Raw genomic sequence first — 14,915 nt, 5'->3', positions numbered from 1 at the left:
CTAGCCCCGCCAGGCGAGGAGGAGGAGCACCAAAAGGAGGTAGCCCAAGACCCTTAGGGCGGCCAGGCGGAGGGGGAGGCGAAAGCCCCCGGCCCTCAAGGCTCCCTCCACCACCACCCCCATGATGCCGAGGAGGATGAGAATATCTCCCGGGCTGATGGCCTTCTGCAGGGGAGGCAGGGGGATCACGTCCCCCAGGAAGGGGAGGCGGGTGGTCTCGTCCATGAGGGTGTGGACCGCATCCCTCCGTTCCCTCAGGAAGTCCTCCAGCTCGCCCAGGCCTGCCCTCTCCAGGGCGGCCAGGCTTACGGGCATGTGCCCCCCGTTGGCGAAGATGACCAAGGCGTTCAGGAGAAGCCCCAAGAGGACCAGGTGGAGGCTTTTGAGGTGGCGGTTTTGGTAAAGGCCGTAGCCCACCAGGAGGAGGACCAGCCCTTTGGCCAAGGGGCCCGCCCATTGGGGCTGGAAAAGGCCCCGGTAGGTGCCGTAGGCCAGGCCGCCCTCCAGGAGGGCCGCCAGCAAAAACGCCCAGGCCGCCCTTAGCTCTATTCCTCCGAGGTCCTTGGGCCGGGCTCCGAGGGCGAGGGCGAGGCCCAGGGCGAAGAGAGCGGCGGCAAGATAAAGCGTGATACGGATCCCTCCTTCTTTGCCTTGGCCTTGAGGTAGGCCTCCCGGTCGCGCCAGATGGGGTCTTCCTGCCAAAGCTCAGCGAAGGCCTCCACCAGGCGGGGGTCAAACTGGAGGCCGGAAAGCTCCTGCATCTCCCTTAAGGCCTCCTCCGGGGTCTTGGCCCTTCGGTAGGGACGGCCTGCGGTCATGGCCTCGTAGGCGTCGGCCAGGACCACGATGCGGGCCTCCTCGGGGATCTCGTGCCCGGCGAGCCTCCTGGGGTAGCCCCGGCCGTCCCAGCGCTCGTGGTGGTGGAGGACGACGTTGTAGACCAGGGGCTCGAAGGCGATCTTGGCCCCGGGCTTCAGCATCTCCGCCCCAAACTCGGGGTGCCTCTCTATGGCCTGGCGCTCCTCGGGGGTGAGGGAGCCGGGCTTCAGCAGGACGAACTCAGGGATGGCGATCTTGCCGATGTCGTGGAGGCGGGCTGCCCGGTAGACGGCCTGGGCGTAGGCCTCGTCCCCGTTCTTCACCTTCTTGGCCAGGTCCCGGGCGATCTCGGCCACGCGCTCGGAGTGGAGGCGGGTCTGGGGGTCCTTGGCCTCGAGGGCGTGCATCAGGGTTTCCAAGGTGGCCTCGTAGGCCTCCTCCAGGCGCACCTTCTCGTCCCAGTAGAAGCGGCTGTAGTAGAGGGGGATGAGGAAGAAGAGCACCGTCCACCCGCCCCAGTTGCCCAGGAGGGGGGTCTCATAGGCCCGGGCTAGGAGGAGGGCAATGGGGGAGAGGAGGAGGTAGCTTAGAGCGAGCCACTTGATGTTTTTCCCCCATGCTTGGCGCCAGGAAACTTTGTTTGCTAGGTGAATGGCGGTGGTTACCAAGGTGGTATTCACTACAAAGAAAGCTAAGGCGGCGGCGGCGATGCCCACCCCCGCGGACAGGTTCCAGGGGCCCATGTAGACGGGGTTCTGCTGGAAGAAGTGCCAAGCCAGGGCCGCCAAGGCGGTGGCCAGGCCGTTCTGGAGGCGATTGAAGAGGTCTTTATACCAGACCTTTCGGTTCCATTGAAAGAAAAAACTCAAGAGAGGGGCTATCCAGGGGGGTGTTAAAACGACTAGGGTCAGGGCGAAGATAAAGAATTGGCTCATGCTGGCGCTTAGGGGAAGGCGCACCCGGACCTGCACGCTCCAAAGCATGAGCCCACCCCAAAAGAGGAGCTCCAGAAAGCCCAAGCGGAGGGGGACATCCCGATACGCCCAGAGCAAGAAGCCCTCCAGGGCCAAGAAGGCCAGGAAGGCTGAGAGGACTAAAAAAAGTACCCTGGAGGGAGGAAGCTCCAAGCGCTTGAGGGCCATGGTAGCCCGAGTGTAGCAAACCTTTCCCCCTCACGCAATAGAAAAAAGGGCCAGCTAAACTGGCCCCGTCTTTACTCCCAGAATACAGAAGCCCCAGCCGCAAGCCCAAGCGCGATCAAGCTGCTGAGAAGAGCCAACACACGAGCGATCAGCTTCTTCATCTTCATCCCTCCTTTTCTCCCGCTCCCGGGGGGTCGGCCCCGTTTGCTTGGTTTTCACTCTAGAGGGACCGGTCAATGGTGTCAAGAGGGAAAGAATAAGTATGGAGACGGCAAAAAAACCTTATGAGATTACATTATTTTGGATGGGGTCAGATTTATACTACCCAGCTTAGCACATCCGGTGCCGGCTGGGTAGCGGGGCTGGAGCAACAGGGGCGAGACCTCCAGGGTCTGAGGGCGGAACCGCCTACAAAGCACTAGGCCACGTGGAAGGAAAGCCTCCCACGCGGGCCCAAGAATGCACCTGCTTGAATACACCCCTAGAATGCACGGGCAATACCGGAAAATACATGCGAAACCGCCCCGAGAATCACTGCCTCAAATACCTCTCTTGGAATCACAAGGGTTCTCTCAGCTTCCCACCCCCTTCGGGGCCATTGTAGCAAAAAACCGGCCCGCCCCAAGGGGGCGGGTCTTCCTGGTGCCGAGGGGCGGAATCGAACCGCCGACACCGCGATTTTCAGTCGCGTGCTCTACCGACTGAGCTACCTCGGCCTGGCGGCCCCGACGGGACTCGAACCCGCGATCTCCCACGTGACAGGCGGGTGTGTTAACCAACTACACCACGGGGCCCAGGGTTGGTGCCGGGTCGGGGGCGTCCGACCGGGCATCTAGGATGATATGCCGGGGGAAGGGAAAGTGTCAAGCTTGAGCTGGGCCGAGGTCTTCGCCTACCACCGCACCCGGAGGGGGATTGGGGGGCGGAGCCTCCTGGTGGACCGGGGGGAGTCCGGCTACAAGAACCTCTTCCTGCCAGACGGGCGCATCCTCTACATGGGGGAGGGGAAGCGGGGCCACCAGGAGCCCACTGGGGGAAATCTCCGCCTCCTCCTGGCCCACCGGGAGGGAAGGCCTTTAAGGGTCTTCCTGCGGGAGGCCCCAGGCCGCTGGCGGGACCTGGGGCCCTTCCGGGTGGAGGGGTGGCGCTACGCCCTCCTGGAGGAGGAGGGGCGGTACGTCTACTGGTTCACCCTCGCGCCAGATGAATGCGGAGGAGGCCCCTAAGGGTCAGGTCCTCGTCCACCAGGTCAAAGGAGGGGCAGATGGGCCTTAGGGTCTCGGCGAACCCACCGGTGGCGATGACCAGGGCCTCCCCCGCCTCCTCCTTGAAGCGGCGCACCATCCCCTCCACTAAGGCGGCGTAGCCCAGGACCAGGCCCGAGCGGAGGGCCTCGAGGGTGTTCTTCCCCACCACCCCCTTGGGAGGGACCAGGTCAATGCGGGGGAGCTTGGCCGTGCGCTGGGCCAGGGCGTCCGCCGCCGTCTGAGGGCCGATGGTGATGGCCCCGCCCAGGTAGCGGTTTGGGGCCTCCACCAGGTCAAAGGTGGTGGCGGTGCCGAAGTCCACCACGATGTAGCGGCCCGTGGGGCTAGGGTAGGCCAGGGCCCCCACGGCGTTCACCAGGCGGTCTGCCCCCGCCTCCTTGGGGTTTTCTATGGCCACCACAAGCCCCGTGGCCTCGGCGTCCACGACCCGGGCCTGGACCCCGAAAAGCCCCTCAATGGCCCGCCCCATTTCCCGCTCCACCGGGGGGACCACGCTGGAGAGGATGGCGGACGTGGGCGGGGGGAGGCCTTCCAGGGTGAAGAGGTTTTTGAGGAGGACCCTATACTCGCTTTCCATCCGCATCCGGTCGGTGTGGATGCGGAAGTGGGCGATGAGCCTCTCCCCCTCAAAGAGGCCCAAGGCGGTGGAGGTGTTGCCGATGTCCACCGCCAGGAGCATCAGGCCTCTTCCTCCCAGGGCTCCAGGACCACCCGGGTGGTGATCTCGGCGTTGAGGCTGGCGGAGACGGAGCAGTACTTGGTGTGGGAGAGGTGGACGGCCCTCTCCAGGGCCTCGAGGGTCACCCCGGGCCCCGAGGCGATGTGGGTCACGGTGATCTGGGTGTAGCGCCGGGGGTGGGTTTCCGCCCGCACCCCCTCCACCTCTACCCGGTAGCGGGCCAGGGGCTGCTTCTTCTTGGCCATGATGTCCACCACATCGTAGGCGGTGCAGGCCCCCAGGGCCATGAGGAGGAGCTCCATGGGGCGGGGCCCGGCGGCGGGCTGGTCCCCGTCAATCATCACCTTGTCCCCCTGCTCGCTTACCCCCAGGAAGCGGTGCCCCACCAGGTTGTAGACCACCACCTTCTTCGTCATGAGCCCGATTTTACCAGGCTTTCATGGAAGCCGCTAGAATGGGCGTGGATGCGGTGGCTCTTATGCCTCGCCTGGGTATGGAGCTTGGCCTTGGCCTTCCCAAGGGTGGGGGTGCACGAGGGCTTCACCCGCCTGGTCTTTGACCTGCCCTCCCCCCAGGTGGACTACCGCCTCGAGGAGGGGGAAGGCCTCCTCACCCTCTCCTTTCCCGGGCTTTCTGTCCCTGCCAGGGACCTGGTGGTCAACTCCCCCGAGGTGGCCTCGGTCCAGGTGGTGCCCGAGGGGAGGGGCGTGCGGGTCCTGGTGCGCCTCAAGGGAGCGGTGGAGGTCACCACCCGCCGCTTTGGCGACCCCGAGCGCCTAGTCTTGGACCTGAGCCTAAGGAGGGAGGCCCCGGCGAGGCCCCAGGCTCCTAGCGGGGCTCCTCCCCAGACCCGCCCTCCCAACCCCAGGAGGCCCGTGGTCCTCCTGGACCCTGGCCACGGGGGGGTTGACCCGGGGATGGTGGGGTACGTGGTGGAGAAGGAGGTGGTCCTGGACGTGGCCCTCCGCTTGAAGTCCCTTTTGGAGCGGGAAGGGGTGGAGGTCCGCCTCACCCGGGACCGGGACACCCACCTCTCCCGGGACAAGCGCACGGACCTCTTCCTGCGCTCCCAGATGGCCGACAGCTCCCAGGTGAACCTCTTCGTCTCCATCCATGTGAACGCCTCCCCCACCCGCACCGCCCGGGGGGTGGAGGTCTTCTACTTTGGCCGGGCCCAGGACCCCCGGGTCTTGGCCCAGGTGATCCGGGAAAACGGCGGAGGGGAGGTGGGCCGCCGCCTCACCGAGGAGGCCAGGAGCGCAGCGGAGAGGATCCTCTCCGACGTGGTGGCCCAGGCCAACCAGCGCTTCAGCCAGCGCCTGGCGGAAACCCTGGGGCACCACCTCTCCCAGGCCACGGGAAGCCCCTATAGGGGAAGCTTCCCCGGCGACTTCTTCGTCCTCCGCTACGCCAGGGTGCCCGCCGTCTTGGTGGAGATCGGCTTCGGGGATCACCCGGTGGAGGGAAGGCGGCTCCAGGAGTCCGCCTACCGGGACAGGGTGGCCCAGGGGCTTCTTTCCGGGGTCCTCACCTTCCTCTCCAACGGGGCCTTTTCCCGCTAGAAGGGAAAGGCCCGCAAGGCCTCTAAGGCGCTTTGGTAGCGTTCCTCCGGACGCTTGGCTAGGAGGCGTTCCAGGTAGTCCTTCTCTCCCCCCATCAGCCCGGGGAGGGGGGGGATGGCCCCTTGGAGGTGGCCCAGGAGGACCTCCTCCGGGGCCCCCACGAAGGGGTGCTCCCCGGAGAGGATCCAGTAGAGGATGATCCCGGCGGCGTAGACGTCCGCCTCGGGGCCGGGGCTTTTCCCCAGGACCTGCTCCGGGGCCAGGTAGGGGAGGGTGCCCACCCTTAGGGGCTTCCGGAAGGCCTCGAGCGCCGGTCCCGAGAGGTCAAAGTCCACCAGGCGGGCCTCGGCCGTGCCCGCCACGATGATGTTCTCCGGCTTCACGTCCCGGTGGACCAGGCCCTTCTCGTGCATGTGGCTTAAGGCCAGGAGGAGCTGGCGGAAGACCTCTAGGGCCCGGGGCCTCCCGGGCTTCCGGGCCATCCACCGCCCCATCTCCTCCCCGGGGGCGTAGGCCAGGAGGAGGGCGGGCCCCTCCTCCAGGTCCAGCCTCTCCAGGACGGGGTTGAGGTTGGGGTGGTCCAGGCGCTTCCCCACCCAGAACTCCCGGTTCCGCCGGGCCTCGGCCCCTTGGGGGAAGACCTTGAGGGCGTAGGGGGTGCCGAAGGGGTCAAAGGCCAGGTAGACCGTGGCCAGGGCTCCCTGGCCCAGGGGGCGCACCACCCGGTAGCGCTCTAGGAGGGTCTTCCCCGCCAGGCTCACCGCCCCCACTATACCCTTCCTCACCCCTTTCACCTGGAAGCCGGTAGGATTTTCCCGTGCGGGGCTTGGCGCTTTCCGGAGGTGGGGCCAGGGGGCTCGCCCACATCGGGGCCCTCGAGGTCTTCCTGGAGGCTGGGCTGGACTTCCAGGTGGTGGCGGGCACCAGCATGGGGGCCATCGTGGGCGCCCTCTTCGCCGCGGGCAAGTCCCCCAAGGAGATGCTGGAGGTGGCCCGCAAGACCCCTTGGCTAGGGCTTTTGGGCTTCTCCCCCCAGGAGGGAATCTTCTCCCGGAAGAAGCTAAAGGACTTCCTGGCGGAGCACCTGCCCCCAAGCTTTGAGGACCTGAAGCGGCCCCTGGCGGTAACTGCGGTGGACGTGGTCTCAGGGCGCCTCGTCTTCCTCACCCAAGGGGATTTGCCCGCCGCCGTCCTGGCCTCCGCCGCCTATCCCGGCCTCCTGGCCCCGGTGGAGCGGGAGGGGCGGTTTCTCTTTGACGGGGGAGTGCTGGACAGCCTGCCCGTGGACGCGGCCCGCTTCCTGGGGGCCACGGAGGTCTATGCTGTGGACGTGACGCCGGAGCGGACGGTGGGGGAGGTCCCGAGGGGCCTTCTGGCCCTGGCCCGGCGGGCGGTGGACCTCATGCAGTTCCACCTCACCTCCGTGCGCCTCACCCTGTACGCCCCCGAGGTGTACGTGCGCCCCCCCCTCCAGGGGGTGGGCCTGGAGGACTTCCGCCGCCTCGAGGAGATCGTGGAGGCGGGAAGGGGGGCGGCGAGGCTGGCCCTTGCGGATAAGGCGGGAGCGTTATGAAGGCGTTTTGGACCTATCTCTTCAAGGAGTGGTTCCGGCAGGTGGGAGAGGCCCTTCTGGTGGCCTTTTTGGTCACCACCTTCATCTTCACCACCGTGGGGGTGGTGGGGCAGAGCATGTTCCCCACCCTAGGGAACGGGGAGCGGGTCCTGGTGCCCAAGTGGGAGACCTGGCCCGTCCGCTTTGGCCTCAGGGAGTGGCGGCGGGGGGAGATCGCCATCCTGAAGCCCCCGGAGGGCACCCCCCACGCCACCGCCCGCTTTCCCGTCCTGGGCTTCTCTTTCCGTGCCTTCTTCATCAAGCGCATCGTGGCCGTCCCCGGGGACGAGGTCTACGTGGAAAGGGGGGTGGTCTTCGTGAACGGGGTGCCCCTGCCGGAGACCCACATCACTGACCGCCTCAACCCCTGGCCCGACTCCTTCCCCGGGGTCTGCTACCGGGACGGGCGCATGACCCGGATCCTCACCCAGCAGGGGGACTTCCCCATAGAGTTCCTCCCCGCCTACCTCAGGCCCCTCAAGGAGATGCTCCTTCCCCCTTCGGAAGGGGTCTTGCAGAGGAGCCGCCTGGAGGAGGCCTGCGAGGTGGGGCGGATCCGCCTCAAGGAGGGGTACTACTTCGTCATGGGGGATAACCGCACCCTGGGGGGCTCGGAGGATTCCCGCACCTTCGGCCCCGTGCCCAAAGAGGCCATCGCCGGCCGGGCCAGCTACGTCTGGTGGCCCATCTTCGTCCGCGATGGGAACGGCCTTCGCCTCAACCTGAGGCGGGTTTCCCCTCCCGAGGTGTACCAGGTCAGGTGAGGACCGCCACCAAAAGCCTCCCCGGCCCGTGGACCCCCTTCACCATCACCTGGCCGATGTCCGCGCTCTTGGAGGGGCCGGAGTGGAGGCCTAGGGCGGGGGGGAGGTCCTCCAGGGCGGCCAGGGCCTCGAGGAGGGTCCCGTATACCCTCTCCGCTTCCACGAAGACCAGGTGGGTGGGGGGGAGAAGGTGGACCCTTCTCCCCTCCTCGGAGGAGAGGGCCACCGTGCCCGTCTCCGCCACGGCGAAGAGGGCCTGGGACACCCCCAGGGGGGCCTCCTCCGGGGGGAGCTCGGGGAGGGGGGGCCTAAGGTCCTGGGGGAGGGTCTTCCCCAAGGCCACCCCGGGGAGGCCCTGGGCCAGGGCCTCCAGGAAGGCCCGGGCCTCCTCCCGCCGGACCAGGTGCCCCTCCCCCCCGTTTTCCCCAAGGCGCCTCAGGAAAAGCCCCACGGGATCGGGGATGGGGCTCGGGTGGAGAGGGCCTGGGAGCTCCGCCTTGGGGCGCTCCCCTAGGGCCCGCCTCACCCGGGAGAGGATGCGGCCCCTAGCGTCCACCTTCCCCCTCCAGTTCCCGCCAAAGCTCGTGGAAGGGCCTGGGGCTGGGCTTGACGGGGCCCCGCCCCTCGGTCCAGGCCCGGAGGAGGGGGAGGAGGTCCTGGGGGAGGGGAAGCCCCCTGAGGGCCCTAGAGAAGAGGCGGTAGAGCCTCGGGCTTTCCATGACCTTGCGGAAGGCCCTCATGGCCGCCCCTTCCCAGGCCGGGCTCAGGCCCTCGGCCACCGCCCGGTGCCGCCAGGTGAGGAGGAGCCTGGGGATGGGGATCTTCACCGGGCAGGCTTCATAGCAGGCCCCGCACAGGGTGGAGGCGTAGGGGAGGGGGTAGGCCTCCTCCAGGGAGAGGAGGCCCGGGTCCAAGACCGCCCCGATGGGCCCCGAGTAGACGTAGCCGTAGGGGTGCCCCCCCGTTTGGCGGTAGACGGGGCAGGCGTTGAGGCAGGCCCCGCAGCGGAGGCACCTCAGGGTCTCCCAGGCCTCGGGGTCGGCGAGGAGGGCGGTGCGCCCCCCGTCCACCAGGACCACGTGGACCTCCTCGGGCCCCTCCTCCCCCGCCTTGGCCGGCCCCTGGATCAGGGAGACGTAGGTGGAAAGCCGCTGCCCCGTGGCCGCCCGGGCGGTGAGGGGGAGGAAGAGGGCGAGGTCTTGGAGGCGGGGGAGGAGCTTCTCTATCCCCACGAAGGCCACGTGGACCTTGGGGAGGCTGGTGGAAAGCCTTATGTTCCCCTCGTTTTCCATGAGGGCGATGGTCCCCGTCTCCGCCACCAGGAAGTTGGCCCCGCTGATGCCGAGGTCGGCGGTGAGGAAGGCCTCCCTCAAGACCCTCCTCGCCACCCCCGCCAGCTCCTCGGGGCTGGCCTCGAGGGGGGTGCCGAAGCGCCCGTGGAAGAGCCTCCTGATCTCCTCCAGGGAGAGGTGGATGGCGGGGCCCACGATGTGGCTCGGGGGTTCCCCCAGAAGCTGGATGAGGTACTCCCCCAGGTCGGTCTCCAAGACCTCCACCCCCAAGGACTCCAGGAGGGGGTTCACCCCAAGCTCCTCCGTGAGCATGCTCTTGGCCTTGACGGCCCGCCTCACCCCCCGCCTTCTCACGATCTCCAGGAGGACCCGGTGGGCCTCCTCCGGCCCCTCGGCCCAGTGGACCTGGACCCCGTTTTCCCATAGGCGCCTTTCCGCCTCCTCCAGGTACCGGTCCAGGTGGGAGAGGACGTGGTCCTTCACCGCCTTGGCCCGCTCCCGCCACTCCCCGATTGGCACCTCCCCGTAGGCCCTGAGGCGGTTCCTCTCAAAGTGCAGGGTGGCCCCGGTGACCGCCTCCCGCACCCCGGGCTTTTCCTTTAGGAGCCTCGCCGCTTCTTTGGGATAGAGCCTAGCCTTGGCCTGCATACGCCTCCCAGAGGAGGGTGGCCAGGGGGGCCACCCTCAGGTTTACCCCTTTCCTTGCCATCCTTCCCGAGAGGTGGAGGAGGCAGCCCGCGTCCGTGGAGGTGAGGACCTCGGCCTCGGGGAGGGTGGCGAGCTTCCGGTCGGCCATGGCCAGGGAGACCTCGGGGAGCTTCACGCTGAAGAGGCCCCCGAAGCCGCAGCACTCCTCCGCCGCCTCCCAGGGGAGGAGCTCGGCCCCGGCGTTCCTCAGGAGGAGGAGGGGCTCCTCCCTTACCCCAAGCTCCCGGAGGGCGTGGCAGCCGTGGTGGTAGGCCACCCTTTTCCCCTTCAGGCCCTCCCCCAGCCTCTCCACCCCCAGGACCCGCACCAGAAACTGGGAAAGCTCGTAGGTCCTCTCCGCCAGGGAGAGGACCTCCTTGCTGCCTGGAAAGAGTTCGGGATAGTGGTTTTTCACCATGCTGGCGCAGCTTCCCGAGGGGAGGACCACGTGCTCCGCCTCCTGGAAGATCTGGAGGGTGCGCCCCGCCAGGGGGCGGGCCTCCCCCCAGTGCCCGGCGTTGAAGGCGGGCTGGCCGCAGCAGGTCTGCCCCCGGGGGAAGTCCACCTCCACCCCCAGGGCCCTGAGGAGGCGGACGGCCGCCACCCCAGCCTCCGCGTAGAACTGGTCCGCCAGGCAGGTGATGAAGAGGGCTACCCGCATTACCCTAAGTCTACGGCTTCCAGCCCGAGGGGTGGGCCCTGAAGGGCGGGGCCTGGCCCTGGGAGAGGTCGGCCCGGAAAAGCCCCGTGAGGGTGAGGCGGCCCCCCGTGCCCCTGGCCTCGGCCAGGGCCTTCTCCAAAAGCCCCGCCAGTTCCAGGAGGAAGCGGTCCTGCCGCTCTTTGGGTATGGGCAGGGCCCCCGGGGTGAGGCAGGCGGGGTGGGGCGTGGGGCAGGCCCGGGAAAGCCAGAGGGCCCCGCCCCGGAAGTAGAGGCTGTAGGCCCCCAGGTCCACCCGGTAGCCCGCTTGCAGGTGGTTCCGGTACTGGGGGAGGAGGGCCTGCCAAAGCTCCCGGGCCTCCTTGCCCTGGGGGCTTAGGGTGTAGCGCCAGGCGCCCCTTTCCCCTAGGCCTTCGCTGAGGCTCTTGGTGAGCCGCCAGTCCTGGGCCAGGGCCAGGGATAGGACCACCAGGAAGAAGGCCAAGGTCCGCATGGCCCTAGCTTATACTGGCCCCGTGCGGCGCGCGTTTGCCTTTCTCCTCTTCCTCTCCCTGGCCTGGGCTTGCGGGGACAGGCCCTACACCCTGGAAACCCAGGAGGGCCTCCTGGGAGGGGAGGAGATGAGCTACGACGGGGAGGCCCTGGTCTTTGAGGGCCGGGCCTGCCTGGAGGGGAAGGGCTTCCGCCTCGAGGCCCCCCGCATCGCCTACCTGGAGGCGGAGGGCGCCTTCCGGGCGGAGGGGCTTAGGGGAGAGGCGGAGGGTTGGCGGCTTGAAGCCGAACGCCTCGAGGGGAGGGCCCTAAGGGGGGTGCGCCTTTCCCGGGGGAGGCTTCTGGCGGAGGTGGCCGAGCTCTCCCTGGCCTCTCCCCCTGAGGGGAGGGGGGTCCTCCTCACCGCCCCCGCGTACCGGGTGCGGGCGGAGAGGGCGGCCTTTACCCGGGGAGAGGCCCGCCTCCGGGGCTTCCTGGCCACCCCTTGCCCCTGCGGGGAGGACCTGCGCCTTTCCCTAGAGGAGGCCACCTTCCTGGTGGACACCGGGGAGCTCAAGGGGGAGGCCAGCCTGGGGCTTTGGGGCCTCGAGGTGCCCCTGGGGGAGGCCCAGGTGGACCTGAACCGCCCCCCCAGGCTGGAAAGCCCCCTGGTCCTCTCCGCCTCCGAGACCGGGGGGTACACCCTGGGCCTCCAGGGCTTCCCCCTGCCCCGGCCGGGGGAGGAGGTGGGCCGGTGGGAAAGGCGCCTCACCCTCCTGGCCACGGGCCTCACCACCCCCAAGGAGGCCCTCCTCTTGGGCCTGAGGGAAGGGGGGCGGGGAATGGAGGTGCGCCTGGGCCACGGGGCCGGGGTCCGGGCCTTCTTTGACGACCTCCTCTTCGCCGCCACCCCCTCGCCTCCCGATGCGGACACCCCCCGCCTGGAGGCCCGCTACACCCCCCGCCTCTCCGTGGAGGGGGCCGAGCTCAGGCCCTTCCTGCGCTATACGGAGACGGGGAGGGCGGAGGGGTGGACCCTGGGCCTCGAGGCCCGCTACCCCTGGGCCCTCCGGGAGGGGCCCTGGTCCTTGGGGCTGGACCCCGGCTTCCTCCTGGCCCTCTACCCCGGGGCGGACCCCTACCTCTCCCTGGGAGGGGCCTTGCGAGGGGGCTATCGGGAGGGGGAGCTGTGGGCCGAGCTCGCCTACCGGGGCCGGTGGGAGCCCTTTGGCCCCAGGAACCGCTTCGCCTTTGAGGCCAGGCCCGAGGGGCAGCGCCTGGACCTGGCCCTGGGCTACGGGGCCCTGGAGGGACGCTCCTATCTGGAAAACCCCCTGGGAAACCGGCTGGTAGGGGTGGAGGTGAGCTACCAGGACCGGGCCCTGGGCCGCTTCCGGGTGGGCTGGCGGGAGGGGAGCTACCCGGAGTGGCTTTTGGGCTACGCCATGCCCGAGCCGGACCGGTCCTGCTGCCAGGCCCTCTGGCTTGCTCCCGAGGTGGGTCTTAGCCAGGAGGGGGTAAGCCGCTATGGCCTCACCCTCCGCCTCTACGACGGCTGCTTCGCCTACGAGCTCAAGGCCCAGAACGTCCTCAAGGGCCAGTACGCCGAGGCCACGGAGTTCTCCCTGACCTTTGCCCTGCGTCTACGGTAGAATGGGGCCATGCCGGAAGACCGCCTCCTGGAGCGCCTGGAGAAGCTGGAGGGGATCGTGGAGGCCACGGTCCAGGTCCTCCCGCCCCTTATCAACGACCTCTCCCGACGCATAGACGAGCTTCGGGAGGAGTTCAAGGGGGACCTTCGGGAAACCGAGGCCCGCCTCACGGCCCGGGTACAAGGGGTGGAGCTCCGCCTCCAAGGCGTGGAGGGGAAGGTTGAGGCTGGCTTGCAGGACCTCCAGGCCAGGCTAGAGACCCGGATGCAGGGTGTGGAGGATCGGCTAGGAGCCCACATAGGGGGTGTGGAGGGCCGGCTGGAGGGTCAGATCCAAGGGGTGAAGGCGGAGCTTTTGGATCAGGTCCGCGGGGTGGAGGGCCGGCTGGAGGGTCAGATCCAGGGGGTGGAGGGCAGGCTAGAGGTCCGGATCCAGGATGTAGAGGAGCGGCTGGGGGCCCGCATCCAGGATGTAGAGGAGCGTCTCGAGGCCCGGATTCAGGGCGTGGAGGAGCGGCTGGGGGCCCGCATCCAGGATGTAGAGGAGCGTCTCGAGGCCCGGATTCAGGGCGTGGAGGAGCGGCTGGAGGGGCAGATCCGGGAGGTTAAGTTGGAGCTCTTGGAGGGGGTCCGGGCCACGGAGGGCCGGTTGGAGGAGAAGATCCGCATCCTAGACGCCCGCTTGGAGGGAAGGCTGATGGCCCTCGAGGGGGGCCTCGCCGCCCATAGGCAGGAGGTCAAGGCCGAGATCAACACCGCCTTCAACAAGGCCATGCTCCTTTTCACCGCCATCGGGGTGGTCCTGGCCCTTCTGGCCCTCCTCCGCTAGGGGGGCGCTACCCTCAGGCCCCGCAGGAAGAGGTTCCGGTCCTCGGGGGGCTGGTAGAGGTCGTTGGTGAAGACCAGGGCCAGGGTGCCTTCCCCCGTGGTCTCCACCTCCACCTCCACCCGCCCCCGCACCTCCCCCTGCCAGAGGACCCGCCCTCCTTCCACCACCATGGCCCAAGGCCCCCGCCCCTGGGCCAGGGTGCCCTCGAGGACCATCCCCACCCGGGCCCTCCGGCATAGGGGGATCTCCAGGGCCCCGTTGCTGTAAAGCGCCCCCTCCTGGGGCAGGGGGCCAGGGGTGCAGGCGAGGGGAAGGGTCTTTTGGGTGGAGAAGGCCCTTTCCAGGAGGAGAAGGCTTCCCCCAAAGCCCAGGAGGAGGGCGAGGAGTCCCAGGGCCCACCCCCTCATGGCCCCACCTCCAAGGGGAGGAGGTACCGGGGGCGTTGGGCCAGGCGGTGCCCGCTGAAGAGGACGAGCCTGAGCCCGTACCGCCCCGGGGGGAGGTCTTTGGGGAAGGCGAAGACGATGGGCTTGTCCGCCTCCCACTCCCACCCGAGCCTCCGGCACGCTTCCTGGCACAGCCAGACCTGGGCCCGGTACCCCTGGCCTTGGAGCCGCACGATCCCCACCCCCTCCCCGGGGGGGATGGCGGCGTAGAGGAGGCTGGGGGGTGGGGGGCGGGCCGGGTGGCCAGGTAGAGGAAGGGGAGGCTTAGGAGAAGGGCGGAGGCCCCGGCCAGGCCCAGGGCCAGGGGCGGGCGGAAGCCCCGCAGGAGGGCCATCCCCCCCGCCAGGAAGAAGACCTCTCCCCGGAAGGGGCTCGGCACGCTGAAGGGGTTGTCCACCATGCCCATGGCCAAAAAGGCCAGGAGGAGGGCGAAGAGGGGGCCGTTCCCCCAGGCCCCGGCCAGAAACCCCCCCACCAGGAGGAGGAGGCCCAAGGCCCCGAAGAGGCCGCTTTCCCCCAGGGCCTGGAGGAGGTGGTTGTGGGCGAAGACCCAGAGGCCGCCCAAGGGCTTTAGGGCCTCGGGGCACCCCACCCCCCGCATCTCCAGGAAGGGGAAGAGGAAGCACTCCCCGAAGAGGACCCCCTTGAGCCTGTCCCCCAGGAGGTAGGGCCCCACCCCGGTGAGGGGGTGGGCCTGGAAGACCTCGTAGGCCCTAAGCCAAAGCCCCTCCCGCCCCGAGAGGTGGGTCTGGAAGAAGCGCTCGGCGATGGGCACCTCGAGGGTCCACGCCAGGAGGAGGACCGCCCCCGCCGTCCCCAGGGCCAGCCACCCCCGCCTTTGGAAGAGGACGCTGCCCGCCCCGCCCAGGGCCAGGGCCAGGAGCCCCCCCCGGCTGGCGGAGAGGAGGAGGACCGCGCCGCCCAGAAGCCCCAGGAGGACCCTAAAGGGCCAGGGGTAGCGGAGGTGGAGGGCGAGGAGGAGGCCCAAGGTTCCCATGAACCCCAGGCCCACGGGGGAGTGGAAGGGGTGGAGGA

The 14,915-nt window shown here is 68.7% G+C and carries 15 protein-coding genes, 2 tRNA genes and 1 pseudogene; 6 read left to right on the top strand and 12 right to left on the bottom strand.

The window, feature by feature from the left end; translation table 11 throughout:
* The 4 genes from ATI37_RS04980 to ATI37_RS04965 form a co-directional block, all read right to left on the bottom strand.
* Entirely contained in the window at window positions 1–495 is a 495-nt protein-coding gene (locus ATI37_RS04980; protein WP_117238518.1) for a DUF5317 domain-containing protein, read from the bottom strand.
* 50 nt (window positions 496–545) lie between these two features.
* Window positions 546–1,961, bottom strand: a complete 1,416-nt coding sequence (locus tag ATI37_RS04975; protein ID WP_117237389.1) for an HD-GYP domain-containing protein — start codon at window positions 1,959–1,961, stop codon at window positions 546–548.
* Between the two features lie 640 nt (window positions 1,962–2,601).
* Window positions 2,602–2,677: transfer RNA gene (locus ATI37_RS04970), tRNA-Phe, on the bottom strand.
* 1 nt (window position 2,678) lies between these two features.
* Window positions 2,679–2,755, bottom strand: a tRNA-Asp gene (locus tag ATI37_RS04965).
* Between the two features lie 66 nt (window positions 2,756–2,821).
* Here ATI37_RS04965 and ATI37_RS04960 point away from each other — a divergent pair.
* Window positions 2,822–3,187 carry a hypothetical protein gene (locus ATI37_RS04960; protein WP_198665507.1) on the top strand — a complete coding sequence of 122 codons (366 nt, stop codon included), beginning with the start codon at window positions 2,822–2,824 and terminating at the stop codon, window positions 3,185–3,187.
* On the opposite strand, the gene ATI37_RS04955 is transcribed toward ATI37_RS04960, so the two are convergent.
* On the bottom strand, window positions 3,150–3,908 hold the full coding sequence (locus tag ATI37_RS04955; protein ID WP_117237387.1) for a type III pantothenate kinase: 759 nt from the start codon (window positions 3,906–3,908) through the stop codon (window positions 3,150–3,152). The genes ATI37_RS04960 and ATI37_RS04955 overlap by 38 nt on opposite strands.
* Complete coding sequence (locus tag ATI37_RS04950; RefSeq protein WP_117237386.1) at window positions 3,908–4,324, bottom strand: OsmC family protein; 417 nt, start codon at window positions 4,322–4,324, stop codon at window positions 3,908–3,910. The genes ATI37_RS04955 and ATI37_RS04950 overlap by 1 nt, the downstream gene beginning before the upstream one ends.
* A gap of 48 nt (window positions 4,325–4,372) precedes the next feature.
* On the opposite strand from ATI37_RS04950, the gene ATI37_RS04945 reads away from it, so the two are divergent.
* A complete protein-coding gene (locus tag ATI37_RS04945; protein ID WP_117237385.1) occupies window positions 4,373–5,470 on the top strand; it encodes an N-acetylmuramoyl-L-alanine amidase in 1,098 nt (365 codons plus the stop codon).
* Here the strand turns inward: ATI37_RS04945 and ATI37_RS04940 are convergent.
* A complete protein-coding gene (locus tag ATI37_RS04940) occupies window positions 5,467–6,240 on the bottom strand; it encodes a serine/threonine-protein kinase (RefSeq protein ID WP_117237384.1) in 774 nt (257 codons plus the stop codon). The two genes, ATI37_RS04945 and ATI37_RS04940, sit on opposite strands and share 4 nt — an antisense overlap.
* A 47-nt stretch (window positions 6,241–6,287) precedes the next feature.
* Between ATI37_RS04940 and ATI37_RS04935 the strand changes: the two genes are divergently transcribed.
* The gene (locus ATI37_RS04935) at window positions 6,288–7,043 is read left to right on the top strand and encodes a patatin-like phospholipase family protein (protein WP_117237383.1); all 756 of its coding nucleotides are present in this window, start codon (window positions 6,288–6,290) and stop codon (window positions 7,041–7,043) included.
* Complete coding sequence (gene lepB / locus ATI37_RS04930; RefSeq protein ID WP_117237382.1) at window positions 7,040–7,846, top strand: signal peptidase I; 807 nt, start codon at window positions 7,040–7,042, stop codon at window positions 7,844–7,846. The genes ATI37_RS04935 and lepB overlap by 4 nt, the downstream gene beginning before the upstream one ends.
* Here lepB and ATI37_RS04925 read toward each other — a convergent pair.
* From ATI37_RS04925 to ATI37_RS04910, 4 genes are read right to left on the bottom strand one after another with little or no spacing between them, the layout of a single operon-like run.
* Window positions 7,839–8,402: a LutC/YkgG family protein gene (locus ATI37_RS04925; protein WP_117237381.1), complete on the bottom strand. Its 564-nt coding sequence runs from the start codon at window positions 8,400–8,402 to the stop codon at window positions 7,839–7,841. The genes lepB and ATI37_RS04925 overlap by 8 nt on opposite strands.
* Complete coding sequence (locus ATI37_RS04920) at window positions 8,392–9,786, bottom strand: LutB/LldF family L-lactate oxidation iron-sulfur protein (protein ID WP_117237380.1); 1,395 nt, start codon at window positions 9,784–9,786, stop codon at window positions 8,392–8,394. The genes ATI37_RS04925 and ATI37_RS04920 overlap by 11 nt, the downstream gene beginning before the upstream one ends.
* The gene (locus ATI37_RS04915; protein WP_117237379.1) at window positions 9,770–10,486 is read right to left on the bottom strand and encodes a (Fe-S)-binding protein; all 717 of its coding nucleotides are present in this window, start codon (window positions 10,484–10,486) and stop codon (window positions 9,770–9,772) included. The genes ATI37_RS04920 and ATI37_RS04915 overlap by 17 nt, the downstream gene beginning before the upstream one ends.
* A 10-nt stretch (window positions 10,487–10,496) precedes the next feature.
* Window positions 10,497–10,976 carry a hypothetical protein gene (locus ATI37_RS04910; RefSeq protein ID WP_117237378.1) on the bottom strand — a complete coding sequence of 160 codons (480 nt, stop codon included), beginning with the start codon at window positions 10,974–10,976 and terminating at the stop codon, window positions 10,497–10,499.
* Between the two features lie 22 nt (window positions 10,977–10,998).
* On the opposite strand from ATI37_RS04910, the gene ATI37_RS12440 reads away from it, so the two are divergent.
* Window positions 10,999–12,606, top strand: coding sequence for a hypothetical protein (locus tag ATI37_RS12440; RefSeq protein WP_117238517.1), 1,608 nt, complete (start codon window positions 10,999–11,001; stop codon window positions 12,604–12,606).
* 9 nt (window positions 12,607–12,615) lie between these two features.
* On the top strand, window positions 12,616–13,434 hold the full coding sequence (locus ATI37_RS04900) for an apolipoprotein A-IV repeat region-like domain-containing protein (RefSeq protein WP_117237377.1): 819 nt from the start codon (window positions 12,616–12,618) through the stop codon (window positions 13,432–13,434).
* 990 nt (window positions 13,435–14,424) lie between these two features.
* On the opposite strand, the pseudogene ATI37_RS12010 reads toward ATI37_RS04900, so the two are convergent.
* Window positions 14,425–14,877, bottom strand: a pseudogene (locus tag ATI37_RS12010) (O-antigen ligase family protein); the annotation flags it as partial.
* Between the last annotated feature and the right edge of the window lie 38 nt (window positions 14,878–14,915).

It is taken from the genome of Thermus sediminis (genome assembly GCF_003426945.1).
GTDB lineage: Bacteria > Deinococcota > Deinococci > Deinococcales > Thermaceae > Thermus > Thermus sediminis.
Note: the sequence above shows the minus strand (reverse complement) of the source record. Positions and strands in the feature narration are given on the sequence as shown.